Source organism: Paenibacillus agaridevorans (assembly GCF_003112455.1).
GTDB classification, from domain to species: Bacteria; Bacillota; Bacilli; order Paenibacillales; family Paenibacillaceae; genus Pristimantibacillus; species Pristimantibacillus agaridevorans.
On record NZ_BDQX01000171.1, the window covers coordinates 353,251 to 375,974 of the forward strand.

A 22,724-nucleotide genomic window follows, 5' to 3' on the forward strand; every position below is an offset into this window, starting at 1 on the left:
CGCCGCAAGCTGCCAGTACCGTCGTGAAGGATAACATCAATACGATCGTTGCCACCAGCCATTGTTTCCTTGACATGTGAACCCCTCCATTAGTTTCATTATAAATAATCCCTAAGCGCTTGCTCTATAGCGGTTGTTCAAAAAGTTCGCTACCGAACTTTTTGAACTCGAACGTATAGAAAGCACAAGAGGTTATTCCGCTTGGACCGGCGCCTGTGCTGCCGCCGTGGTCAACCTTTAACGGATCCGATCAGAATTCCCTTGATGAAATACTTCTGCAGCAGCGGATAGACGAGCAGGATCGGAATCGTCGAGACGATGATCGTCGCATTGCGTATGCCTTCGGGAGACAAGTTGAGCAACGAATCGATGTCCTGATTGAGCAGATTCTCGTCCGAGGCTTGTAAAACGATGTCACGCAAGTACAGCTGCAGCGGCTTCAGCGCCGGATCATTTAAGTACAGCATCGGAGAGAACCAGTTGCTCCAATAGGCGACCGCATAGAATAAACTGATCGTAGCAAACACGGGCGCCGAAATCGGAATGATGATGCTAAACACGATTCTCAGATTGCTCGCTCCATCAAGCTTGGCCGATTCTTCCAGGCTCTCCGGCAGACTCTCGTAATAGTTTTTCATCAGGAGCATGTTGAATACGTTGATAAGCGCGGGCAATATGAGCGAACCCAGATTGTCCATCAGATTTAGATTTTTGATGAGCAAGTAGGAAGGTACCAAGCCGCCGTTGAACAACATCGTGAAAATATAGAGCAACAAGATGAATTTGATGCCGGGCAAATGCTTCTTCGATAGCGGATATGCGGTAACGGCAGTAAATAGGACCGATCCGAGCGTGCCGACGACTGTAACATAGATCGAAACCAGGAACGCTTTCTGGAATAATTGATCGCGTATGACGAATATCATATTTTCCATCGTGAAGGCTATCGGCATCAGCCCGACTTTGCCGGATATAATCGCCCAGTTGGAGCTGAGGGACTTGGCGAGCACGTTCAGAAACGGAAACAGGCAGAGAATGGCCGAGCCGATCAGGATGATGTATACGAGCCAGATGTAAACCCGTTCGGATAATGACTGCTTTATTTTCATTGTCTTTCCCAATTTCGTCTGCCCCTTTCTACCATATGCTCTTGCCCGTAACCCGCTTGGCCAGTGCGTTGCCGCCGATGACGAGGATAAATCCGATCACCGACTCGAACAGCCCGACAGCGGTGGAGAAGCTGTATTCCATTGAGGTTAGCCCCATTCGGTAAATGTAAGTTCCAATGACATCGCCTGTCTCATAAACGGTTGGGTTGTACAGGAGCAGAATCTGTTCGGTTCCCGCTTCCAGCACACTGCCTATCCGCAATATGAGCATGAGCACGATCGTCGAAGCAATCCCGGGCAGCGTGATCGTAAAGACCTGCTGAATGCGGCTTGCGCCATCAAGTTTGGACGCCTCGTACAATTCCGGATCGAGCCCCGCGATCGCAGCGATAAAGATGATTGCGTTCCATCCCGCTTCCTTCCATCCGGCCGTGGCTACGATTATGCTGCGGAAGTAGCTGTTGTCCATAAAAAAGTTGATCGGTTCTCCGCCGAAGTAGGAGATGATTCCATTGACAATGCCGGTTTGCGGAGACATGATGTTGACGAACAAACCGGCGATGATGACCCAAGACAGAAAATGAGGCAAATAAATAATCGTCTGAATCGTACGTTTGAACCACATGCGGCCGACTTCATTCAGCAAAATCGCAATGATAATCGGAATTGGAAACAGGATGACGATCTTATATAGACTGATGAGCAGCGTGTTCGTCATGATGTTTCCGAATTCATCCGAGGCGAACAGTCTATCGAACTGCTTAAACCCTACCCATGGGCTATCGCCAATTCCTTTGAAAATGTTGAAATCCTGAAACGCGATGACCAGGCCGTAAATCGGCGTGTATTTGAATATGGCCAAAAAGACGAGTCCCGGAATCAAGAGCAGGTACAAATCGTAATTGCGCTTGATTTGCGATATCCAGTGATTACCTCTGTTCATGCTGTCCCTCCAATCCGGCGTTAGTCGTGTTTGATCATAGATTCATGATACATGTCGGGGTGCAGGGAGCGTGAGGTACAGATTTCAGAGGGAATAGTACAATCGTCAGGTTGGGTGGGGGATGGACGGCATGAGAAAAAAAGCTGCCCCGCCAGGTCATTTTGAGACCTTTGCGGGACAGCTTGACAGCCTGTTATTCATTTCGCCCATTTTCCTCCGCCGGAAACCATATGCTGACGGTCGTGCCCCGTCCCGGCTGCGATTCGATGACCAGGCGGCCGGCTCCGCCAGTGAACAAGCGCACTCGCTCCCATACGTTATACAAGCCGTAACTCGAGGGAGACGAAGAAGCGTTTAGACTTGCATACAATTGCGCAATTTGTTCCTCCGTCATGCCGATGCCGTCATCCGTCACGCGGATGACGAATGTTTGGCCTTCCGCCTCAGCCTCTACGCTGATGCTCCCATGATGACCTTCTCTATTATGAACGCCGTGCATAATGGCGTTCTCGATGATCGGTTGAATCGACAGCTTCGGAATAGAGCGGCCAGACAGCAGACCGGGAAATTTTATCGTATAATCGAAATTGTGAAACCGCTGCTTCTGAATTTCCAGATACGCCTTCGATAAGTTCATCTCATCTTCCAACGGTACGATGTCCTTGCCTTTATTCAGCGTCAAGCGGAAATATTGCGCCAGCATGTTCAACATCCGGCTGATGTCGTGCGCTCCCTTGGTAAGCGCCATCCAGTTGATCGTATCTAGCGCATTGTAAAGGAAATGAGGGTTAATTTGCGCTTGCAGCGCTCGCAGCCTCGCCTCTTTCTCCCGCTCCTTGGCTCGATAATTGTCTTCCATCAGATGCTGGAACGTCGACAGCATATGCGTCACGCTCTTCTCAAGCCGGATGACGACGCCGCTGGGGTGAGGAATGCCTTCCTCGATCATGGCGGCGCCGCGCACTCTCAGCTGTTCGGTAATATCGCGAACTCGGTTGATCGTGCCTCGCGTCAAATGCGCGAACACGAGGAAAGCGCCGACGATAAACAGCAAGGCCAATGACAGGGCCAACACTAGCGAGAACCCGACATTAAATTGATTGCTCATCCGGCTGATCTGGCCTGCTGGCAGCAGAGAAACGACTTTCCATCCTCCTTCGCTGAGCGTATCGAATATGACGAAGTACGTTTGCGTATCCATCATGATTTTCTCGATGCCGAATGGTTGATCGGCGATAAGCTTGAACGTTTCGGGCGGCAGCAGCGGATGATTCAGTTTCTCCGGTTGACCATGGGACACGATCATCCCGGTCGCATCCGCTACATACATGTTATGGCTATGGACGTCCAGTTCCGCCTGGTTCAGAATGGCGGCCAGATTGGCTTCCGCGACATCCAGCATAAGAATGCCAATAATGCGGCTATACGCATTCGGATCCCGGATAATGCGGGCGGAGGAGAATACGCGAGCTTCGCTTGGCGTACTGATGTAACGCTCCATATGCGTCGGAATCCATTGCACAGCGCCATTGCGCCCGACCACCTCGTCATACCAGGGCATACGGGCCGCCTGGTCCAGGCTGAAGAAATTGACATGTTCGCCCGCATACATCTTGTCGGCATTGACGTACAGCTTGATCTTCAAAATATCGCTGCCTTGCAAGCTGCGCAGCATATTGCCAAGCTTCTTCTCTTCCTCCACTTGGCTGAACCTGGTACCGCTTTGCGGATCACGAGCCAGAATTTCATACAAATCCGTATTCAGAATAAGGGCGTCGGAAATCTCCTGCACCTTGGCGAGCCGATAATCCAGATTAATTTTCACCTGCTGCACGGACTTGAGCATCGATTGGGTCACCTGACGCTCCAGAATGTCTGCCGATTTCTCGAAGTAATAATAGAGAAGACATCCTGCAGGCAGCAGTAGAACAAGCAGGTAGAGCAGCAGCATTTTGCGATAGGTGTGCCACATCAGTTGAAATCTGCGCAGCAGCATGCTCATGAACCGGCTGCACCTCCATATCCCGTCATTTAGATCGCTGCCAGAAACGAAGCCGCCGTCTGGGCGATTCGCCGGTACCCCTCCTGATTCGGATGAAGCCGATCATTCGTGAAGCTATCCAGCGTTAACTTGTTGAAGCCGCTAACCGCATATAAGTCCAGCACCGGCAATGCATACGCCTGTCCGATCGATTGAACGGCAGCCGCGTAATCCGCTAACAAGCAGCCTTTGTCGTTGCGCTTCTCGCTATCGTACCCGTCTTTGTCCCGTTGCAGCGGTGTCCACAGATTCATCCTGCAGAGCGGATAGCGGGTCAGCAGCTCCTCGATCAGCGACTGGTATGCGCCGAAGAACGTGTGATTATCGAACGCGGAACCGATCGACCGCAATACGCCGAGCGGCATATTCAGCCGGTAATCGTTGGTCCCGGCGAAGATGGTCAAACAATCGTATGCTTGTTCCAGGCTACTGCCCATATAGAGGGTTGCCCCGTCGTCCCGATCGCTGCCGGCCGTCATCGGGCACCCTCCTCGGCCGAAATTGTCGACCTTCGCGAACCCTAGCTTCGCTTGAACAAGCGGCTGGTACCCGCCGGCCGCGGTAATGCTGTCGCCCAGCGTTGCCCAGCTTGCGCCTTGCCATCTGTTGTTGCCCATTAATTCATCCTCCTGTGCAAGTCCCGGTAATCGCTTGGATTCATCCCCGTATACTTGCGGAATTGTTTGGTAAAGTAGCTCGGTTCGACATATCCGATCGACGAGCATATTTCCGACAGCTTCTGGTCGCTGTCGGTGAGTCTTTCTTTTGCTTTCTCCATGCGCACCCTTGTGATATATTCGTTGATCGTTTCCCCGGTTTCCTGCTTGAACAAGAGACAGATGTACGTTTTGGCCAAATACACTTGCGAGGCAATATCCGCAATCGTCAGGTTGTCCGAATATCTTTCATGAATGATTCGTATGATGGCCGTGATGACTTCCGGGATCGGTTTCTCTTGACGGCTCCCGATCCGTTCGCACACTGCCGTCAGGTAGTCCTTCAGATGGAGACACATATCGTCAATCGTCTCCAGCTTCATCAGCTGCGACCAGGCATCGGATTCCCGCTCGCCGAGATCGCCCATGCGCATGCCGAACTCGGACAGAAATTGGGATGTAACAAGCAGCAGCTGCAGACAGATACGCTGGCAATCGATAAAGCCGATGCCCGCGCTTGTGCGCAATTCCGCGAACAACTTATCAAGCTGCAGCGACACCTCGCCGATGTCGCCTGTCTTCAGGACTGACGCGAAGACGGCCATGCGCTCATTGATGAGCCGGTAATCGACATCCTTCTGCGCGGCCATTACGTCGAACGTAATCACTTGGTTTTTGCCGAGGAACAATTTGCGCTCGATCGCTTCTGCCGCCATCTTGTAACTGTCGGCCAACAATCCCATATGCTCCACCGTACCGCCGACGCCGATCGTTAAGCTAATCGCCTCCGCCATTCGGCTCAGGAATCCGTTGAGGCTCCCCATCAATTCGCTCACCAGCGGGAATATGATATCTTCCCCTTCCGCCTCCGGCAGCGCGACGAGAAGCACGTATTCGCCCCGTTGGTGCTCGAACACGTTGCCGTAGACGCGCGCGTCTACGATTTCCTGACAGATGTTCTGGATCGCAAATGAAATTAACTGCGTATTCTGTTCGGTCATCGTAGCGAATACGGTTCTTGGATTGTTGATGCGTATGATCAGGGCGCAGTAGGGAGCATCGTACGACAGCTTGAGATCAAGGAAATCTATGCGCTTCTCCATCGATAGCCGGTCCGCATGCCCGTCGCGGATTAGTTGAATGAAGAACTTCTCCCGCAGGAGCGGAATACTTTGGTTCAGCCGGGCGTTCATTTGCTGCAGCATGTCCTTGCGGTTTTCTTCCCGCTTCGTCATCGCCATGATTTTCTCGATAACCGCGTTCAATTCCTCCAGATTGACAGGCTTTAGAATATAATCCACCGCATCCATCTTCATTGCGGATTTCAAATATTCGATATCGTCATAGCCGCTGATGAATACAAATTTCGTATCGGGATGTTGGCCCTTCAGTCGATTTACCATCTCGATCCCGTCCATGCCAGGCATCTTCACATCGGTCAGCACGATGTCCGGCTGAATCCGGCCTGCCAGTTCCATGCCTTTGATCCCATTTTCGGCTTCGCCGGCAACTTCGATCCCGTATTCGAACCAGTTGATGCACAATTTCAGCCCGTTTCGGGTCGAATATTCGTCATCGACAATGATCAGCTTATACATGGTTTCCTCCCCAGTACAGATAAGCTTTTGTCTTTATTATATATTGAACCGACTAGGTCAAGTTTATGGAATGATGGTCGAATGTTATGTAATACAGCAAGCGCAACGCCTCGGAAGACAGAAAAAAACCTGCATACACCATGCAGGTCCAAAGTAATTTATATTTTAAAAAAGGGGGTCGAGTTATATTATAGGTTAACGATGTTAAGCGAAAGTTAGAATTTCGTTACAGAAATATTACAATTTCGAAAGCGTTTTTAGTGTAGGCTGGAAAGGCTCAGAAACCGAGCCCTGGCCTCCTTACAAGCGGCGAACGGCCGCCTTGCTGCTGATCTTCGTTCGCGATGTCGGTCTCCAGCTCCGCCATAACGAAAGCTTCTCTCCGCTCCGGCAGCAGCAGTCCTCTGCTTGTTCGCTCCAGCCCTTGTTCCTTACGAGATTGATGCATGCGCGGTCCCCCCGAATAAGAATTGCGGCGCGGAAGCCCGAAGGCGTCCAATCTGCACAAGCCGTCTAACCCTTATTGTTGCCACACATGCCCTTGTTTTAAGCGCCGCTCTCCAAAATTAACGTGACGGGGCCGTCATTGACAAGGGAAACATCCATCATCGCGCCGAATCGGCCCGTCTCGACCTTCAGCCCGATTTCCCGCAACAGCCCGTTAAAGTAATCGTACAGCTCTTCGGCCTGCTCCGGCCTTGCCGCAGCCATGAAGTTCGGTCTTCTTCCCTTCCGGCAATCCCCGTACAGCGTAAACTGCGACACCGATAAAATGTCTCCTCCGACGTCGAGCACGGAATGATTCATTTTCCCGCCTTCATCCTCGAAGATCCTCAGTCCCGCCACCTTGTCCGCCATCCAGCGAACTTCTTCCTTGCCGTCCTCATGCGTAAGTCCGACAAGTAGAACGAGACCGTGCCGAATCGCTCCGACGGTCTCGCCCTCCACCGACACGCTGGCTTCCTTGCTGCGTTGCACGACAACCCTCATCTGTTTCAATCTCCTCAATGCTACTGCATAATCCGCTGTACGGAGTAAATGTCCTGCACCCGCTTGATCTTCTCAACGACTGATGACAGGTGATCAATATTGCGGATCAGCACCGTCATATGAATAAGCGCCATCTTATTCTTGACGGAACGTCCCGTCACCGCGCTGATATTCGTCTTGCTCTCGGAGACGGCTTGCAATACTTCGTTCAGCAATCCTCTGCGATCGTGGCCGGTAATTTCGATGTCGACGCTGTAATTCGCTTCGACGGAATCCTCCCACTCCACTTCGATGACGCGGTCTGCTTCCTCGCCATCCTCCCCAAACGGAATATTCGTGCAGTCCATCCGATGCACGGATACGCCGCGCCCGCGCGTAATGTAGCCCACGATGGCGTCGCCGGGAACGGGATTGCAGCATCTGGCAAATCGGACAAGCAAGTTGTCGACGCCTTTGACGGTAACGCCGTGATTCGGCCTGCTTTTTTTGCTCGGCGCCGATGCTTTGATTTCCTTCATCTCGCCGGTGAGTTCGATCTGATTGGCCTCTTCCGCTTCCTTGCGCATCTTCTCCGTCATTTTGGTGCAGATCTGGGCGGCCGTAATGCCGCCGAAGCCGATCGCGGACATCATGTCCTCGATGTCGTTAAACGTATATTTGGCCGCCGCTTCCTGCAGCTTGTCGTCGACCATCCAGGCGGAAGGCTCCAGTCCTAGACGCTTTAGCTCGCGCTCCAGCATCTCGCGGCCCTTCGCCACGTTTTCTTCCCGCTTCTCTTTCTTGAACCATTGCCGGATCTTGCTGCGGGCATGGGACGATTGAGCGATCTTCACCCAGTCCTGACTCGGTCCGTATGAATGTTTCGACGTCAAAATTTCGACGATGTCGCCGGTCTTTAGCTTATGATCCAGCGGCACGATTCGCCCGTTGACCTTCGCGCCGATGGTGCGATTGCCGACTTCCGTATGAATCCGATAGGCAAAATCCAACGGCACGGAGCCTGCGGGCAGCTCGATGACTTCCCCGCTGGGCGTAAATACGAAGACGAGATCGGCGAAAAAATCCATTTTGAGCGATTCCATGAACTCCGCCGCGTCCCTGGTTTCCTGCTGCAGCTCCAGAATCTCGCGGAACCATGACATTTTGTCCTCAAAGTTTCCGTCCGGAACAATCATGCCTTCCTTGTAAGCCCAGTGAGCCGCGATTCCATATTCTGATGTACGATGCATCTCCCATGTACGAATCTGCACCTCGGTCGGCTCACCATTAGGACCGATGACGGTCGTATGCAGCGACTGGTACATATTCGCCTTCGGCATGGCCACGTAATCCTTGAACCGGCCGGGCATCGGCTTCCAGAGTGTATGAATAATCCCTAGAGTCGCGTAACAATCTTTAATATTCTCAACGATAATACGAATCGCCAGCAGGTCGTAAATTTCATTGAACTGCTTGTTTCGCGCCGTCATTTTTTTGTAAATGCTGTACAGATGTTTGGGACGTCCGGAAATATCCCCTTCGATCCCCATCTCCTCAAGCTTTTCGCGAATGCGCGAGATCACGTCATCGATAAATTGCTCGCGTTCCGCGCGCTTCTTTTTCATAAGGTTCGCGATGCGGTAATATTGCTGTGGATTAAGGTATCTAAGCGCAATGTCCTCCATCTCCCACTTGATGGCAGAGATGCCCAGCCTGTGCGCGATGGGACAAAAAATTTCCAGCGTCTCGTAAGCGATTCGCCTCTGCGATTCTTCCGATTGAAACTTCAGCGTTCGCATATTATGAAGGCGGTCGGCCAGTTTAATCAGAATGACTCGAATATCCTGGGCCATGGCGACGAACATTTTGCGATAGTTCTCGTTTTGCTGCTCTTCTTTGGACTGGAAGCGGATTTTCTCCAGCTTCGTTAATCCATCGACAAGCATGGCGCAGGTTTCGCCAAATTTCGCGCGGACCGTCTGCAGGTCTACTGTCGTATCTTCGACTACATCATGAAGCAGCGCCGCAATGATCGACAGTACATCCATCCCCATATCGACGAGTATATCCGCCACCGTTACCGGGTGCAGAATATACGGCTCTCCCGACTTCCGCACTTGTCCATGGTGGGCCTGCTCCGCAAAGTCGTAGGCTTCCTTGATGCGCACGAGATCCTGCTCTTTCATATATGCGGATGCCTTCTCAAGTAATTGCTCTATGCCCATGAAACGTCCCTTCCCAAATAGAAACGGCGAACCCACCCCTTCTGGATGTCCCGGCCGTTCCTCGAATAAGTGGTAGCCGATCGGTCAATCGCCGGCGACAAGCCTCATTAAAGGTTTTCTCATATTATGCCTGTAACTGTCCCGCCGCGTCAACTTCCAAGGAAGAAAAAACGACGATACCTCTCATCCCGCAACAAAAAAAGCGCCTTGAAGGGGTACCAGGCCGTTTGACCGGGTCCCGCTTCAAGGCGGAATTGAACCGCTGCTGCCCTTATTCGTATGTCATTAACGAGAAAATATCGACCCCGTCCAGCTTGGAACGGCCGGTAAGGTACGCAAGCTCGATCAGAAAGGCCGCGCCTGCAACCTCGCCGCCGAGCTGCTTGATGAGGTTGATGGAGGTCGCGATCGTTCCGCCCGTCGCAAGCAGATCATCTGCGATGAGAACACGTTGTCCCGGCGAGATGGAGTCCGTGTGCATGGCCAGCTGATCCTTGCCGTATTCCAGATCGTAGCTAGCCGTGATGGTCGCGCCAGGCAGCTTGCCGCTCTTGCGGATCGGCGCGAAGCCGACGCCTAATGCCAGCGCGAGTGGCGCGCCTACGACGAAGCCGCGCGCCTCCGGACCGGCCACTACGTCGATCTTGAGATGTTCGACAGCCGCGCGCATCTGTTCGATAGCTGCGCGATAGACGTCTCCGTCTTTGAGCAGCGTCGTAATATCCTTAAAGCGGATGCCGGGCTGAGGGAAGTCGGAAATGACCCGAATGTAGTCTTTGAAGTTATAAGTTGAACTTGTCATGGTGGAACTTCCTTTCTTACTTGAATAGGTCAGGCTCAGGATCAGGCCGGCGAGTTGGCGCCGCTCGCGCCTTGATAGCGGCTCAGCGCTGCCTGATAGCGGCTGGAGGAGGACAACTCCCGCTTTACGGGAGAAACGGCTACGTTGACGGTTCCTCCCCCTATCTCGATAAAGCCCAGCTCCTCGAATACGTCAAGCATAAGCCGTACCGAAGGCACCGTCAAGCTGCAGAGAGCTGCCAGCTTCTCGGCAAGCCCGCGCTCCTGCGCGCGTGAAATTTTGCGGAGCTGCTGGTACACGGCGCCAAATTGCTCGCGGGCGGGGAACACGTCCGGAAGCTCCCTTTCGTAATGGAGATCCTGCAGCATAAGCTGCGGCTTGCGCTGGCCGTTCCATTCGTTAATCGACAGCTCGCCGATCAGGTCGATAAGGCAGCCGGGCTCAAGCGTTCCCGACATGACGCCCATGCCAAAACCGATAACATCCAGGCCTGTTCTGCCGCTGCCAAGAGACATCTTGAGATGTTTGGACTCCTTGCCGATCGCCCGACGATCCGCGACGCGGGTCCCTTCGAACAGCAGGCGCGGAGACGGATTGCCGACGCCGAACGGCTCCAGCAGCGCCAGCTGGGAGATCGTCTCCAGCGTGGCGTCCTGCAAGCTGCTGCGGAGATCGATAAGCGATCTCGGAATCCAATCTTCCTCGGACAGCCAGGTCTTCGCCAGCGAGGACAACCGCTCCTCCAGATCGTCCAACTTGTCGCGATGAAGGCTCATCCCTGCCGCGGCCTGATGTCCGCCGTAATGATCCAGCAGAGACTCGCATGCCGTCAATGCCGCGTGGAGGTCAAAGCCCTCGATGGAACGCGCCGAGCCTTTGCTCATGCCGCTCTCCGCGTCAATGCCCAGCACGACGACCGGCTTGTAATAACGCTCCAGCAGCTTGGAGGCGACGATTCCGATTACGCCCACGTTCCAGCCGACGCCGGCGACCAGAATGACGGAGGGCTCCTCGGTTCCTGCAGCTTCGGCAGCCCCGCGTTTGCCGAGCCATTGCATGTCCGCTTCCTTCACCATCTCGTCGACGATTCGCTGACGTTCCTTGTTAAGGCTGTCCAGTCCGATCGCTCCCAAAATGGCGGAGTCGTAATCGGCAGCCGTAAGCAGCTCCACCGCACGTTTGGCATGATCCAGACGGCCTGCGGCATTAATGCGAGGCGCCATGCCAAACGCGATACCGGTGGAAGTGATTCCCTCCAGCTCAAGGCCAGCGGCCTCTGCAAGCGCACGGAATCCGATGGAAGGCTCCAGCCGCATACGTTCAAGCCCGCTGCGGACGAAGATCCGGTTCTCATCCTTAAGCGGCATCAGGTCCGCGACGGTACCCAGGCTGACAATATCCGTCCACTCCATTGGAGGGCGCTCCAGCAGCGCGGTTGCAAGCTTAAAGGCTACGCCAACGCCGGCCAGTCCCTTAAATGGATATGGGCATTGCTCCTGCTTCGGATTAACGACGGCCGCCGCATGCGGAATGCGCTCGGGAGGCTCGTGGTGGTCCGTAACTACGATGTCAACGCCGCAAGTTTTGGCATATTCGACCTCTTCGTAAGCGCTGATGCCCGTATCGACGGTCACGATCAGCGTTACTCCTTGATCGGCCGCAAGCTGGATTGCGGCATTGTTTAGTCCATAGCCTTCCAGCGCGCGATGCGGAATATAATAATCGTAATCAAGACCTAATGTCTGAAAAGCATGACACAACAAGGAAGTACTGGACACGCCGTCTGCGTCATAATCGCCATAGATGCGCACCTTCTCTCCTTGCTCCAGCGCAGATCTAATCCGGTTTACCGCGGCGTCCATCCCAAGAAGCAAGTAAGGATCATGCAGATCCTCCATGCCTCCATTAAGGAAGCGGCTCGCGCTGGTTATGTCCTCGTAGCCGCGCTGGACGAGCAGCTTGCCGACAAGAGGAGGCACGCCTAGCTCCTCGCAGAGCCGGCGTGCCTTATTTTCGCTGCTTTCGGTCCATTCCGCCAATAACCAGCGGGTCTTTCTTGTAATCATCAGGTTACTCTCCTTCCTGCTGTCTAGAGGCCTATTGCAGCAGTGTGGGCATCTGCTCCTGATTAGGGTCGTGATTGGATTTGTATGGATAACCCGGATCATAAGGCTCCACATAAATCATGACCTCGGAGAGATGGAGGAATCGGTGCATAAGGAGGAGCTTGACCCGTTTGGCGATGTCCTGTCCCTCCAGCACCGTAATGCGGGGGTTGACGCTGATGACAATCTCCGCCACAACGTAATGGCCCTGCTCTCTTGCCCGGATCGACTGGACCGTAACAACGCCCTCTACGCGTTGTACAACCGCCATCAGTTCCTCCGCTGATTCCTCCTGCTTCCGATCATGGCCGACTTTTCCTTTGCCACGAAACAGAATGTTCGCCACGTAATCCCATAAGCGTCTCTTGTAAACGGGCTGTCTGCCGCCCTCTCGCTCTCTGGTTGACATATGTGCCAAATACCTCCTGGATCGCAAGCGTCTATCGCTTATTCTTGTAGATTAAGGTGTCGGCTTTGCTGCCGCCTTCGGTTTCTGCTTCTCCTTGCGCTTGAACAGGAACCACAGCGGGCTTGCGATAAATACCGTAGAATACGCACCGCTGACCAGTCCGACAAGCAGAGCAAGCGAGAACATCTTGATGGAAGGGCTGCCCAGGAAGAATATACATACGGTAACGATAACGACCGTTAATACCGTATACAAGTTTCTTGCCATCGTTTGCCAAATACTAGCATTAACGAGATGGGCCAGCTGCTCTTCGTTTTTGTGCTGCGAGAACCTCAGATTTTCCCTGATTCTATCGAATATGACGATTTTATCGTTAATGGAATATCCCAGCGTCGTGAGCACGGCCGCGATAAACGGCAGATCGACCTCGAAGCGGAAGATGGAAAAGATCGCGATAACGACAAAGCTGTCATACAGGATAGAAATATTCGAAGCCAGCGCGAAACGCCACTCGAACCGGACCATCACATATAACATGATGCCAAGACTGGCAATCAGAATCGCCCAGATTGTATTAATCCCTTGCTCCTGCGCCAAATCCGGTGACACGACGTTAACCTCGGCGGAAACATCTTCCCCGTATTTCGCCTTCAACGCCTCAAGCACCTTGGCCGACTGCTCCTGATCCAGGATATCATTGAAACGGATCGTGGCGCGGTCGTTGTTGGCCCCGCCGATCGTCGGCGTCTCGTCCGGGAAACCCGCTTCATCCAGCGTTGTCTTAATGTCTTGCTGCGTCACGCTTTGTCCGATGGAGACGTCGATGTTCGTTCCCGCCTTAAAGTCGACGCCGAAGTTCAGTTGGAACAGGATAAGCGAGATGATGCCCACAAGGGTGAGCCCGATCGAGAACATAAAGTATTTGTTCCGGTTTTTGACGAAGTCGTACCGGATTTTCGTATCAAAGTTCACGGATTTCACTCTCCTTCACGCCGTAGTAGCCGGGTTTCATGAACCGGTTGCTTCGTACGAGCATATCCAGAAGGAAACGCGCGAAATAAATATTCGTAACGATGCTGACCAGAATGCTAAAGATCATCGTGAGCGCAAAACCTTTAATCGCTCCGTCGCCGATAAAGTACAGGACGGCGCTGGAGATAATACCCGTAATGTTAGCGTCCATGATGGTGCGGAACGAGCTTTTGGAGCCCGCCTTCAGGGAAGACAGCATGCTCTTGCCCGACCGGATTTCTTCCTTGATGCGCTCCGCCGTAATAATATTGGCGTCAACAGCCATCCCTACGCCGAGGACGAATGCCGCGATTCCGGGAAGCGTCAGCGTCGCGTTCATCAAATTCTGGACGAGAATAAGCAGCCATGCATAAGTGATGATCGTGATCGCCGCAACGAAGCCCGGCAAACGAAAAATAATGATCATGAAGACAAGGACGATCACCGAGCCCAGGATGCCAGCCGTTACGGTATCCTTAAGCGACTCCATGCCGAGCTTTGCCCCGATGCTATTCGTGTACTTTTCTTCAAGCTTAAGCGGCAGCGAGCCCATGTTGATCAGGTCGCGCAGCTCTCTAGCTTCTTGTGTCGAGGAGTTGCCCATCTCGATTACTGCGCTGTCGCTGGCAATAACCTGATTGACTCGCGGACTCGAAATCTCTTGTTCATCCAGATAGATCGACATCGTCTGTCCGACAAGCTTGGATGTCACTTCCTCGAATTTCTTCGCGTTTTTTAGCTTGATCGTGACGACAGGACGGTTAAGCTCATTGAACTCAAGTCCAGCCGCGTTTTCCACGAAGTCCGTTCCCGTCAGCATAATTTCGCCGTCCGGCGCGCGGAAAGTCAGGTTGATCGGCTTGGCGAGCAAATTTCTTACTTCTTCTTCGTTCTCTACGCCTGGCAGCTTGACACGAATGCGGTTGGCGCCTTCTGTCGTAATCTCAGGCTCTACCAATCCGGAAGCGTCCACACGCTTCTGCAAGCTGTTCGCCGTCTGCTTCAAGCTCTCCGGCGTGACGGCTACTCCCCCTTCATAAGGTACCGCTTCGTAAAGCACCTCGAAGCCGCCCTTTAAATCGAGGCCTAACTTGACGCCTTTCAGCAGCCAAGGGCTTGTACCGGCCATGACGGCGAACGCCACGACCACGATCGCGAGGAAGGCTACTATTCTCTTCCCGAACATACGTCTGAATCCTCCTTATGATCTCAATATTCCCATTATACAGATGCCGCAAAAACGAGTCAAAAAGAAAGAACCTCATCTTTAGAACGAGGTTCCCTTGTATGCGCTGATCGTCAGATGGTTCATGAACTGAGTGACCTTCAGCGACAAAATATCGTTCACCAATCGATGCAGCTCCGGCTGTCCGTTCTTGGCGTAACCCGCGCTAACGCATTCCCATACATCCTTGCCCGTCACATGCTCGTAGCCGATGAGCCGGAATTCTTCCGCTTTGCTGATACATAGCTCTTCGATCATCACACTAAGCTCATTATCCGCCATGGCTAACCCTCCCGTTCGCGTTCCTGCACGCTCTGCACCTCTTATGTATTCGACCTCGAAAGCCATTCTCCTGCCGGGCTTCGGTCAGAAGAAAATGGCAGACATCTAAGCGGACATGCCGCGCATACAGATAAGAGATAGACGGTACAAGCCGACAAGCGGAGCGGAGCGGAACGGGCCGGGCTGCTGCGGCAAAGGTCTAAGCTGAAGGAGTTGAAGTGTTCGACATGACGAAACAAACGTTTATCAAAGGAGCCATGATTCTGCTTGCAGCCGGCATCGTAAATCGCCTGTTGGGTTTTGTGCCGCGAATTACACTGCCTCGTATCATCGGAGCGGAAGGCGTCGGCCTCTATCAGCTCTCCTATCCGTTCCTCATCGTTATGCTAACATTAATAACGGGAGGCATCCCGCTTGCCATCGCCAAGTGGATTGCCGAAGCGGAATCCGCCGGCGATACCGACCGCGTGCGTTATATATTCCGCACCGCGATGCTGCTCACTGTAGCCGTATCCGTTGTGCTTACCCTCGGGATGCTGTTGTTCGCTCCTTCTATTATTCGTTATCTGCTGCCCGATACCCGCGTTTACCAGACCTTTATGGTGATGTCGCCGCTGCTGGTCATAATCGGCGTTTCGTCTGTATACCGTGGCTACTTCCAGGGCAAACAAAACATGATTCCCGGCGCCCTGTCTCAGACGATCGAGACGATTATCCGCATTGTTGCGTCGCTTGTCTTCGCCTATTTGCTGTTGCCATACGGGCTGGAATGGGCTGCGGCCGGGGCCATGCTGGGGGTCGTTGCCGGAGAGATCGGCGGACTGGCGGCGTTGCTTTGGCATTATCGCACGAAAAGGGGAGACAGGGGGAAAAAGGCTCATCGCGGGACGCTTGCTCCAAACGACAATTCGCCTATTTTGAAACGGCTGATCGGACTTTCCCTGCCCGTGACAGGCAGCAAGCTTGTCGGCTCCTTATCCTACCTGCTCGAATCCATCTTTACGGCGAAGAGCCTTGCTGTGGCGGGTATCGCGACGGGCATTGCCACGGCACAATACGGCGCTTTGCAAGGCATGATTATCCCGCTGGTCCTCCTGCCGACGGCTCTGACGTATTCGCTGGCCGTTTCGCTTGTCCCGTCCCTTTCGGAGGCGGCAGCGCGAGGCGATAAAGCATTAATTCAGAAGCGCATGCATCAATCCATGCGGATCGCGCTCGTCTCAGGCGCTCCGTTTGTAGTTGTCATGACTTTGTTTGCAGAGCCGCTATGTCGCATTATCTATGCTCATGAGGAATATGCGCCCATGCTCCGGCTAATTGCACCCGTCGGACTTTTTATTTACCTGCAGGCTCCCTTGCAAGCCGCGCTTCAAGCGCTAGACAGACCAGGTGCCGCCTTAACGAATACGTTTCTGGCAGCCGGGATCAAGCTGGTCCTTATTGTACAGCTCGCTTCCAAGCCGGAGCTCGGCATTTACGGCGCGCTTATTGCCATCAACGTTAACATTGTTCTCGTCACCGTACTTCATGGCATCAGCGTTCTTAAATATATCGGCTTCCGCATGCAATTCGCCGACTTCATTAAAGTCGGTGCGGCAATGGTCATTATGGGGGCAGCTGCCCAGTGGCTCATGCATCGGATGCCGATCTCGATGGAATGGATCGCGCTTGTATCAGCTTGCTTTATTAGCGTTATCCTTTACATTGTGCTCATGATCTGGATGAAAATTATAGACAGGCATGATATCTCGCGTATACCCTGGATCGGTGCATGGTTCAGGTAAATCTTTTGTGATGCACATCCACGAATAATTTACCCTTATGGTCAATCGTGCAGAGGAAAACCTCTTTGAAGTCGTGGACATTTTCCTCTTGCAGCGCGTTTTTTAGCCAGAATCGTGTTTTTTCGATTTTGGACAAATTCTCATCCTGTACTTTGCCATCCATAATTAGCGGAATTGGCAATATTTCAAAACGGTAACTTGGCGGAATGACCCCGTTTCCAGAGTTTCTGATTCGCTCACTACTGCCTTGCCGACTGTTTTTGGCCAAACTCTGGGATACCGATATGGCAGTTTGCTCTTGAGCGATTTCCTCCCCATGATCTGCATCATCCCTCGGAATAACGGACAGCTTGCCGCTAGTCTCCAGAATAGCGAATTCAACGTCTGCAACGGACGTAATTTTATTTTCGCGCAGCTGAAGCATGAGATCGTCCAGATTATAACGCTGCTTCTTCATCACATCGCGATTTATTTTCCCTTTTGCAATAACCACACTCGGCTTGCCGTCGAAGAATAGACGGATTTTACGATTGCTCATCGATAACAGCGCCATCGTCACCTGGATGACGAGCAATGCAGCCATAGGTATGATGCCGTCCCACATGGACCGGTTGACGTCTTCTATAACAATGACCGCAATCTCCGCGATCATGACCGAGATGATCAAGTCTAACACCGACAGCTTGCCGATCTCCCGCTTCCCCATCAGTCTCATGATGACGAATACGACGAAATAGATGACGGTCGTCCGGATCAACAGGCTCCACAACTCCATTGATTAGCGCCTCCTCCGATAGTTTCGCCAAGCGGCCTGCCACCGTGCAAGTGGAAGGCGTTCAAGCTCGTACAGCTATTCTGACCTTGACGACATTCCGTCATACGGCAAATCCGACACGAATATATGGCAATTGCTTCTTGGCACGCCTCGTGATCAAAAGCGGACTTTTTGAACAGCAACTTGTACTATTTCCTCCAGCTTGGCCATATGGTGTACTAATACCTTTGAACTGGAGGAGGAATAGGATGAGTTCCGTCAAGCAAGCCCCCAAAACGCCCGTAATCGGACCACCATTACTCGCGGGAGTCGTATTCTCCTTGATTTGGCTGGCAGCAGGCGCCTTGCTGCTGTCCTTTATGCTTCATTTCGGCAACATGCGGGAAAACGAGCTTGGCACATACGCTTTGCTCGTTCACGCCGCCTCGGCATTAGCCGGGGGGTTCTCTTCGGGCAAAAGATCGGAGCGAAGAGGCTGGTATAATGGCGGACTGCTTGGCGGCATCTACGGAATCCTCGTCATCATCGTCAGCTTCCTTGCCTCCAATGCGTCCATCTCTTGGAGCAGTTTGTTAATGCTAGGCGCCGTGCTTGTAGCTGGAGCGCTAGGCGGCATGGTTGGCGTCAACCTAAAACGCTAACGAAGAGCGGATGCCTCCGGCCGTAAAGTGAAATCGTTTGACACAAAAAAACGGCCTGCGGAGAAATAATCTCTGCAAGCCGTTTTTATTTTGTTCTACTACTCTGATGCAACAGCAGGTGCCGAGCTGACAACGCCGTTAATAGCGCTGCGCTCGAAAGTCATCTTTGTCGTGTCGTTGACGCGCAAGACGACCGTATCGTCGGTTAGTTCCACGATTGTACCGTGAAGACCGCCGATCGTCGTAATCTTGTCGCCCTTCTTGATCTGGCTCAACATGGAATTGCGAGCTTTCGATTTCTTCTGTTGCGGTCGAATAAGCAAGAAGTAGAAAACTGCGAACATCAGTACGAAAGGCATGATTAGCCCCCAAATGTTCTGGGTACCGCCTGCGCCTTCTGCCAATAATTGAGACATGTTATTCACCCCTTTCAGAATCCTTTGTCATTATCGTTCAGTCCGTAAGCCTCGAAGAAGGAATCGCGGAAATCCAACAGACGATCCTCCATGATGGCTTGACGGACATCGCGCATCAATTGCAGCAAGAAATGCAGATTATGATAGGTCGTAAGTCGAATGCCGAAGGTCTCGTCCGCCTTAAGCAAGTGTCGGATGTAGGCGCGCGAATAATTCCTGCAAGTATAGCAGGAGCAATTCGGGTCCAGCGGTCCGAAGTCCTCCGTGAACTTCGCGTTCTTGATGACCAGTCTTCCGCTGCTTGTCATGGTTGTCCCGTTGCGCGCAATGCGTGTAGGCAGGACGCAATCAAACATGTCGATTCCGCGGATGGAGCCTTCCAATAATGCGTCCGGCGATCCGACACCCATCAAATAACGAGGTTTGTCGGCAGGCAGCTCGGGAACGGTGTAATCCAGCACCTCGTACATCAAGTGCTTCGGCTCGCCTACGCTCAGTCCACCAATAGCATACCCCGGGAAATCCATGGAAGTCAAATCTTTGGCGCTCTGAATGCGCAAATCTTTGTGCATGCCGCCTTGTACGATAGCAAACAGGGCTTGATCCTGCGGTCTGGCATGCGCGGCAAGGCAACGTTCGGCCCAACGGGACGTCCGCTCCGTGGATTGCTTCACGTATTCGTATTCCGCCGGGTAAGGCGGACATTCGTCGAAGGCCATCATAATATCGGAGCCCAGAGCGTTCTGGATTTCCATGGCAACCTCCGGAGAAATGAACAGCTTGTCGCCGTTTAGATGGGAACGAAAGTGTACGCCCTCTTCGGTAATTTTCCTCATCTCGCTTAAGCTGAACACTTGGAAGCCGCCGCTATCCGTCAAGATAGGGCGATCCCAATTCATGAACTTGTGCAGTCCTCCTGCTTGCTTAACGATGCCATGCCCAGGACGCAGGAACAGATGATACGTGTTGCTCAATATAATATGGGCGTCCATATCCTTGAGCTCTTCGGGGCTCATCGTCTTTACGGTCGCTTGCGTGCCGACCGGCATAAAGGTAGGCGTATCGATAATGCCATGAGGAGTATGAACGCGTCCCAGCCTGGCGCCGGATTGCTTGCATTCTTTAATAAATTCGTATTTAACCGCCACTCTTCTCGCTTCCTATTCTTGCGGACGTTAATTGGTTCGTCCGTTAATTAACCTTGTTATTCGATAAACATCGCGTCTCCGAAGCTAAAGAATCGGTATTCTCTCTCCACCGCCTCGCAGTATGCGCGCATAATGTGATCTCTTCCCGCCAAAGCGCTCACGAGCATAACGAGCGTAGACTTCGGCAGGTGGAAGTTGGTGAGCAGGGCGTCGACCAGCTTGAACTCATAGCCGGGATAGATGAAGATGGAGGTCCAGCCGCTGCAAGCTTCAAGTTCCCCTACGGGGAATCTGCCGGCTACCGTCTCCAGCGTTCGGGCGGAGGTAGTGCCGACCGCTACGATTCGTCTCCCCTGAAGCTTTGCAGTACGAATTATGGCCGCATTTTCATCGTCCAGCTCATAATATTCCGAGTGCATCTCATGATCTTCCACACGCTCTGCCGTCATGGGCCGGAAGGTTCCGAGGCCCACATGGAGCGTTACGTAGGCGAGCTCTACGCCTTTAGCCTGCAGTTGCTCCAGAAAGGACTCCGTAAAGTGTAGGCCGGCCGTCGGAGCGGCTGCCGATCCCTGATGTTTGGAGTAGACGGTCTGGTAACGTTCCCTCTCCTCCAGTCGTTCCTTAATGTACGGAGGCAGAGGCATGTCTCCGAGTTTATCGAGAAGTTCCTGAAAGATGCCCGAATATCGGAATTGAACGACTCGAGCCCCCATCTCTCCCTCGGATGCCACTTCCGCCAGCAGCAGAGGCTCGCCTCCGCCATTGTCGCCGAAACCGATAACGGTTCCGACCTTCAGACGCTTGGCCGGCTTTGCCAGCGTTTCCCAACGATCTTCTCCCAGCTGCTTCAATAACAGCAGCTCCGCCTTAGCTCCGGTGTCCATCTTAGCCCCTACAAGCCTTGCAGGAAGCACTCTCGTGTTGTTGAGCACCAGAACGTCTCCGGGTCCAAGCCGCTCCGCCAGATCGGTAAAGCTTCCGTGCCGAATCTCTCCTGTAGATTTGCCCAGCATAAGCAGTCTGGAAGCGGTCCGCTCTTGGAGCGGCGTCTGGGCGATAAGCGCCTCCGGTAATTCGAAGTCAAACCAATCCGCGTTCATATCGAAGTCATCATTCCTTAGCTAACGTTATGCCTTTATAGTAGTATTGCAAAATATATTCATAGTCATACCCTTGCGCCGCGAGGCTGTAAGCCCCATATTGAGAGAGTCCGACACCGTGTCCGTAGCCCGTTCCCGAGATAGCGAAACCCGGGTTTCGGGTAGCTGCCCTTAAGTCTCCTTCTCCGTCCATTACGTACATGTAGTCTCCCGCGTAAGCGGCGGATTTGCCTTCTGCTCCCATAACATAAAGCTTTTTGGAATCATCCGACCGGGTCACCGAAGCGCCGCTCCCGCCTAGTACGACTACCTTTCCGGTCTGCTCCACTTCAAAACTCGTGCTTGGCAAAGAACCTCCGTAGCCCAGCGCGGTACGCAGAGCGGTTGGCGATGATACGCCAAGTTTTGTCCCATTGACCGAAATTTCCGTCGCTCGTCCCGAAGGTCCTCGCTTCGTCACTTCGACCGATGTGATCGGCCCCGTAATCTTGGGGTTCGCATATGTGTTCATGACCGTCAGCAGCTCGTCGCCGGTGAACGGTCCTCTCTGCCAATTCATGGGATTCGATTCGATGACTTTGTCAATTGCAATCAGACTCGTTCCGCTTTGAATTTGGGCAACGACAGGCACGGTTTCCTGGATGAGAGGATGCCGGCGAATATTTGTTGCATCCGTCGTCGATTCCAGAATGACGCTGCCCGCCTCCGTCTTCCGTCCCGTGTCGCGCACGAGATCCTCGCGAATGTAGCCTACGGCACCGCTTGGCAGCGCTACTCGATACCAGCTCTTCAGTCCGGTTTCGGATATGGAATCCGGGCTCTCAACCGGCTGCAAATAAGGAACGGAGTTGCTCCAAGCTTCCGTTGCGTCCGCCGTCATGCCGCCCGCGCTCGAGGAATAGATCGCTTCGATGACCTTTCCGTTATGCAAAGCAACTACGCCTGCTGTCGCCTCGACTGCTTCGGTGGAAGATCGAGCCTCCACGCTTGCTCCGTTGTAGACCTGACTCAGCGTTGTATCGACGACATGGGCGATCTGGAAGCCGTAACCCTTGTTAAGCGCATAGGATCTGGCTGCTACAGCCTGCGCCTTTAGCGCTTCAAGCGGCCAGGAAGTGTACATCTCTACCGCGACGACGGAATACAAATATTGCTCGAACGGCAATTCGTTGACAACGGCCATCTTGCCGTTGACGGAGCTCAGCTCGAAGCTGCCCCGATAAGTACGGTTGCTGCGTTCCGTGAGCGTAATAAACGCTTCGCCTGCCGGAGCGATCCATGTTTTCATGTCGCCCGTAACAGGGAATTGATACAGCTCGTGGCTGACGTTCGCGGCGGCGCTGACGGTATGGTCTCTGCGAATGATCAAATGCCGCGATTGGGGCGCTACAGCCTTAAGCGCCGAGCCGTTCGGAACAGACGCTGCAGCTGCCTGTACGGCAGCCAGCTTGTCCTGGGACGGCTCGCCTCCCACCCAGACGG

General features: G+C 53.1%; 21 protein-coding genes. 2 read left to right on the forward strand and 19 right to left on the reverse strand.

The genetic code is table 11. The features are described 5' to 3' along the window. Positions 1 to 230 precede the first annotated feature (230 nt). From PAT3040_RS16490 to PAT3040_RS16550, 14 genes are all read right to left on the reverse strand, one after another. Positions 231 to 1,121, reverse strand: a complete 891-nt coding sequence (locus tag PAT3040_RS16490) for a carbohydrate ABC transporter permease (RefSeq protein WP_087566482.1) — start codon at positions 1,119 to 1,121, stop codon at positions 231 to 233. Between the two features lie 16 nt (positions 1,122 to 1,137). Further along, positions 1,138 to 2,052, reverse strand: coding sequence for an ABC transporter permease (locus tag PAT3040_RS16495; RefSeq protein WP_108993600.1), 915 nt, complete (start codon positions 2,050 to 2,052; stop codon positions 1,138 to 1,140). Between the two features lie 193 nt (positions 2,053 to 2,245). After that, entirely contained in the window at positions 2,246 to 4,054 is a 1,809-nt protein-coding gene (locus PAT3040_RS16500) for a cache domain-containing sensor histidine kinase (protein WP_108993601.1), read from the reverse strand. A 29-nt stretch (positions 4,055 to 4,083) separates the two neighbouring features. Next, positions 4,084 to 4,710: an SGNH/GDSL hydrolase family protein gene (locus PAT3040_RS16505; RefSeq protein ID WP_181376661.1), complete on the reverse strand. Its 627-nt coding sequence runs from the start codon at positions 4,708 to 4,710 to the stop codon at positions 4,084 to 4,086. Then, on the reverse strand, positions 4,710 to 6,347 hold the full coding sequence (locus tag PAT3040_RS16510; RefSeq protein WP_108993603.1) for a response regulator transcription factor: 1,638 nt from the start codon (positions 6,345 to 6,347) through the stop codon (positions 4,710 to 4,712). Before PAT3040_RS16510 ends, PAT3040_RS16505 begins: the two co-directional genes overlap by 1 nt. Before the next feature lie 277 nt (positions 6,348 to 6,624). Continuing rightward, complete coding sequence (locus PAT3040_RS37110; RefSeq protein WP_181376662.1) at positions 6,625 to 6,795, reverse strand: hypothetical protein; 171 nt, start codon at positions 6,793 to 6,795, stop codon at positions 6,625 to 6,627. Positions 6,796 to 6,893: 98 nt separating this feature from the next. Next, positions 6,894 to 7,337 carry a D-aminoacyl-tRNA deacylase gene (dtd, locus tag PAT3040_RS16515; protein ID WP_108993604.1) on the reverse strand — a complete coding sequence of 148 codons (444 nt, stop codon included), beginning with the start codon at positions 7,335 to 7,337 and terminating at the stop codon, positions 6,894 to 6,896. 20 nt (positions 7,338 to 7,357) lie between these two features. Beyond that, on the reverse strand, positions 7,358 to 9,541 hold the full coding sequence (locus PAT3040_RS16520; RefSeq protein WP_087566488.1) for a RelA/SpoT family protein: 2,184 nt from the start codon (positions 9,539 to 9,541) through the stop codon (positions 7,358 to 7,360). A gap of 271 nt (positions 9,542 to 9,812) precedes the next feature. Further along, positions 9,813 to 10,343 (reverse strand): adenine phosphoribosyltransferase, encoded by a 531-nt coding sequence (locus PAT3040_RS16525; protein WP_108993605.1) that lies wholly within the window; start codon positions 10,341 to 10,343, stop codon positions 9,813 to 9,815. A gap of 41 nt (positions 10,344 to 10,384) precedes the next feature. After that, positions 10,385 to 12,409, reverse strand: a complete 2,025-nt coding sequence (recJ, locus tag PAT3040_RS16530) for a single-stranded-DNA-specific exonuclease RecJ (RefSeq protein WP_108993606.1) — start codon at positions 12,407 to 12,409, stop codon at positions 10,385 to 10,387. A gap of 31 nt (positions 12,410 to 12,440) precedes the next feature. After that, positions 12,441 to 12,857 carry a cation transporter dimerization domain-containing protein gene (locus PAT3040_RS16535; RefSeq protein WP_087566491.1) on the reverse strand — a complete coding sequence of 139 codons (417 nt, stop codon included), beginning with the start codon at positions 12,855 to 12,857 and terminating at the stop codon, positions 12,441 to 12,443. Between the two features lie 51 nt (positions 12,858 to 12,908). Further along, positions 12,909 to 13,829, reverse strand: coding sequence for a protein translocase subunit SecF (secF, locus tag PAT3040_RS16540; RefSeq protein ID WP_108993607.1), 921 nt, complete (start codon positions 13,827 to 13,829; stop codon positions 12,909 to 12,911). Then, entirely contained in the window at positions 13,819 to 15,054 is a 1,236-nt protein-coding gene (gene secD, locus PAT3040_RS16545) for a protein translocase subunit SecD (protein WP_108993608.1), read from the reverse strand. Before secD ends, secF begins: the two co-directional genes overlap by 11 nt. Positions 15,055 to 15,135: 81 nt before the next feature. Continuing rightward, positions 15,136 to 15,375, reverse strand: coding sequence for a post-transcriptional regulator (locus PAT3040_RS16550; protein WP_087566494.1), 240 nt, complete (start codon positions 15,373 to 15,375; stop codon positions 15,136 to 15,138). Between the two features lie 227 nt (positions 15,376 to 15,602). On the opposite strand from PAT3040_RS16550, the gene spoVB reads away from it, so the two are divergent. Beyond that, positions 15,603 to 17,159, forward strand: coding sequence for a stage V sporulation protein B (gene spoVB, locus PAT3040_RS16555; RefSeq protein ID WP_108993734.1), 1,557 nt, complete (start codon positions 15,603 to 15,605; stop codon positions 17,157 to 17,159). Here spoVB and PAT3040_RS16560 read toward each other — a convergent pair. Further along, on the reverse strand, positions 17,152 to 17,934 hold the full coding sequence (locus PAT3040_RS16560) for a YetF domain-containing protein (protein WP_108993609.1): 783 nt from the start codon (positions 17,932 to 17,934) through the stop codon (positions 17,152 to 17,154). The genes spoVB and PAT3040_RS16560 overlap by 8 nt on opposite strands. A 248-nt stretch (positions 17,935 to 18,182) precedes the next feature. Here PAT3040_RS16560 and PAT3040_RS16565 point away from each other — a divergent pair, with 248 nt between their 5' ends. Next, positions 18,183 to 18,575 (forward strand): TIGR04086 family membrane protein, encoded by a 393-nt coding sequence (locus tag PAT3040_RS16565; RefSeq protein ID WP_087566497.1) that lies wholly within the window; start codon positions 18,183 to 18,185, stop codon positions 18,573 to 18,575. 98 nt (positions 18,576 to 18,673) lie between these two features. On the opposite strand, the gene yajC is transcribed toward PAT3040_RS16565, so the two are convergent. The 4 genes from yajC to PAT3040_RS16585 form a co-directional block, all read right to left on the reverse strand. Continuing rightward, positions 18,674 to 18,991 (reverse strand): preprotein translocase subunit YajC, encoded by a 318-nt coding sequence (gene yajC / locus PAT3040_RS16570; RefSeq protein WP_087566498.1) that lies wholly within the window; start codon positions 18,989 to 18,991, stop codon positions 18,674 to 18,676. Positions 18,992 to 19,005: 14 nt separating this feature from the next. After that, positions 19,006 to 20,139 (reverse strand): tRNA guanosine(34) transglycosylase Tgt, encoded by a 1,134-nt coding sequence (gene tgt, locus PAT3040_RS16575; RefSeq protein ID WP_108993610.1) that lies wholly within the window; start codon positions 20,137 to 20,139, stop codon positions 19,006 to 19,008. A gap of 56 nt (positions 20,140 to 20,195) precedes the next feature. Beyond that, positions 20,196 to 21,242: a tRNA preQ1(34) S-adenosylmethionine ribosyltransferase-isomerase QueA gene (queA, locus tag PAT3040_RS16580; protein ID WP_108993611.1), complete on the reverse strand. Its 1,047-nt coding sequence runs from the start codon at positions 21,240 to 21,242 to the stop codon at positions 20,196 to 20,198. A gap of 10 nt (positions 21,243 to 21,252) precedes the next feature. After that, the coding region (locus PAT3040_RS16585) for a SpoIID/LytB domain-containing protein (RefSeq protein WP_181376663.1) at positions 21,253 to 22,724 on the reverse strand (1,472 nt) is incomplete at its 5' end.

Coding starts and splice junctions, on each gene's coding strand:
- PAT3040_RS16495 (WP_108993600.1), bottom strand. CDS start 2,052: ATGAACAGAGGTAATCACTGGATATCGCAAATCAAGCGCAATTACGAT.
- PAT3040_RS16500 (WP_108993601.1), bottom strand. CDS start 4,054: ATGAGCATGCTGCTGCGCAGATTTCAACTGATGTGGCACACCTATCGC.
- PAT3040_RS16505 (WP_181376661.1), bottom strand. CDS start 4,710: ATGGGCAACAACAGATGGCAAGGCGCAAGCTGGGCAACGCTGGGCGAC.
- PAT3040_RS16510 (WP_108993603.1), bottom strand. CDS start 6,347: ATGTATAAGCTGATCATTGTCGATGACGAATATTCGACCCGAAACGGG.
- PAT3040_RS37110 (WP_181376662.1), bottom strand. CDS start 6,795: ATGCATCAATCTCGTAAGGAACAAGGGCTGGAGCGAACAAGCAGAGGA.
- dtd (WP_108993604.1), bottom strand. CDS start 7,337: ATGAGGGTTGTCGTGCAACGCAGCAAGGAAGCCAGCGTGTCGGTGGAG.
- PAT3040_RS16520 (WP_087566488.1), bottom strand. CDS start 9,541: ATGGGCATAGAGCAATTACTTGAGAAGGCATCCGCATATATGAAAGAG.
- PAT3040_RS16525 (WP_108993605.1), bottom strand. CDS start 10,343: ATGACAAGTTCAACTTATAACTTCAAAGACTACATTCGGGTCATTTCC.
- recJ (WP_108993606.1), bottom strand. CDS start 12,409: ATGATTACAAGAAAGACCCGCTGGTTATTGGCGGAATGGACCGAAAGC.
- PAT3040_RS16535 (WP_087566491.1), bottom strand. CDS start 12,857: ATGTCAACCAGAGAGCGAGAGGGCGGCAGACAGCCCGTTTACAAGAGA.
- secD (WP_108993608.1), bottom strand. CDS start 15,054: ATGTTCGGGAAGAGAATAGTAGCCTTCCTCGCGATCGTGGTCGTGGCG.
- PAT3040_RS16550 (WP_087566494.1), bottom strand. CDS start 15,375: ATGGCGGATAATGAGCTTAGTGTGATGATCGAAGAGCTATGTATCAGC.
- spoVB (WP_108993734.1), top strand. CDS start 15,603: ATGACGAAACAAACGTTTATCAAAGGAGCCATGATTCTGCTTGCAGCC.
- PAT3040_RS16560 (WP_108993609.1), bottom strand. CDS start 17,934: ATGGAGTTGTGGAGCCTGTTGATCCGGACGACCGTCATCTATTTCGTC.
- PAT3040_RS16565 (WP_087566497.1), top strand. CDS start 18,183: ATGAGTTCCGTCAAGCAAGCCCCCAAAACGCCCGTAATCGGACCACCA.
- yajC (WP_087566498.1), bottom strand. CDS start 18,991: ATGTCTCAATTATTGGCAGAAGGCGCAGGCGGTACCCAGAACATTTGG.
- queA (WP_108993611.1), bottom strand. CDS start 21,242: ATGAACGCGGATTGGTTTGACTTCGAATTACCGGAGGCGCTTATCGCC.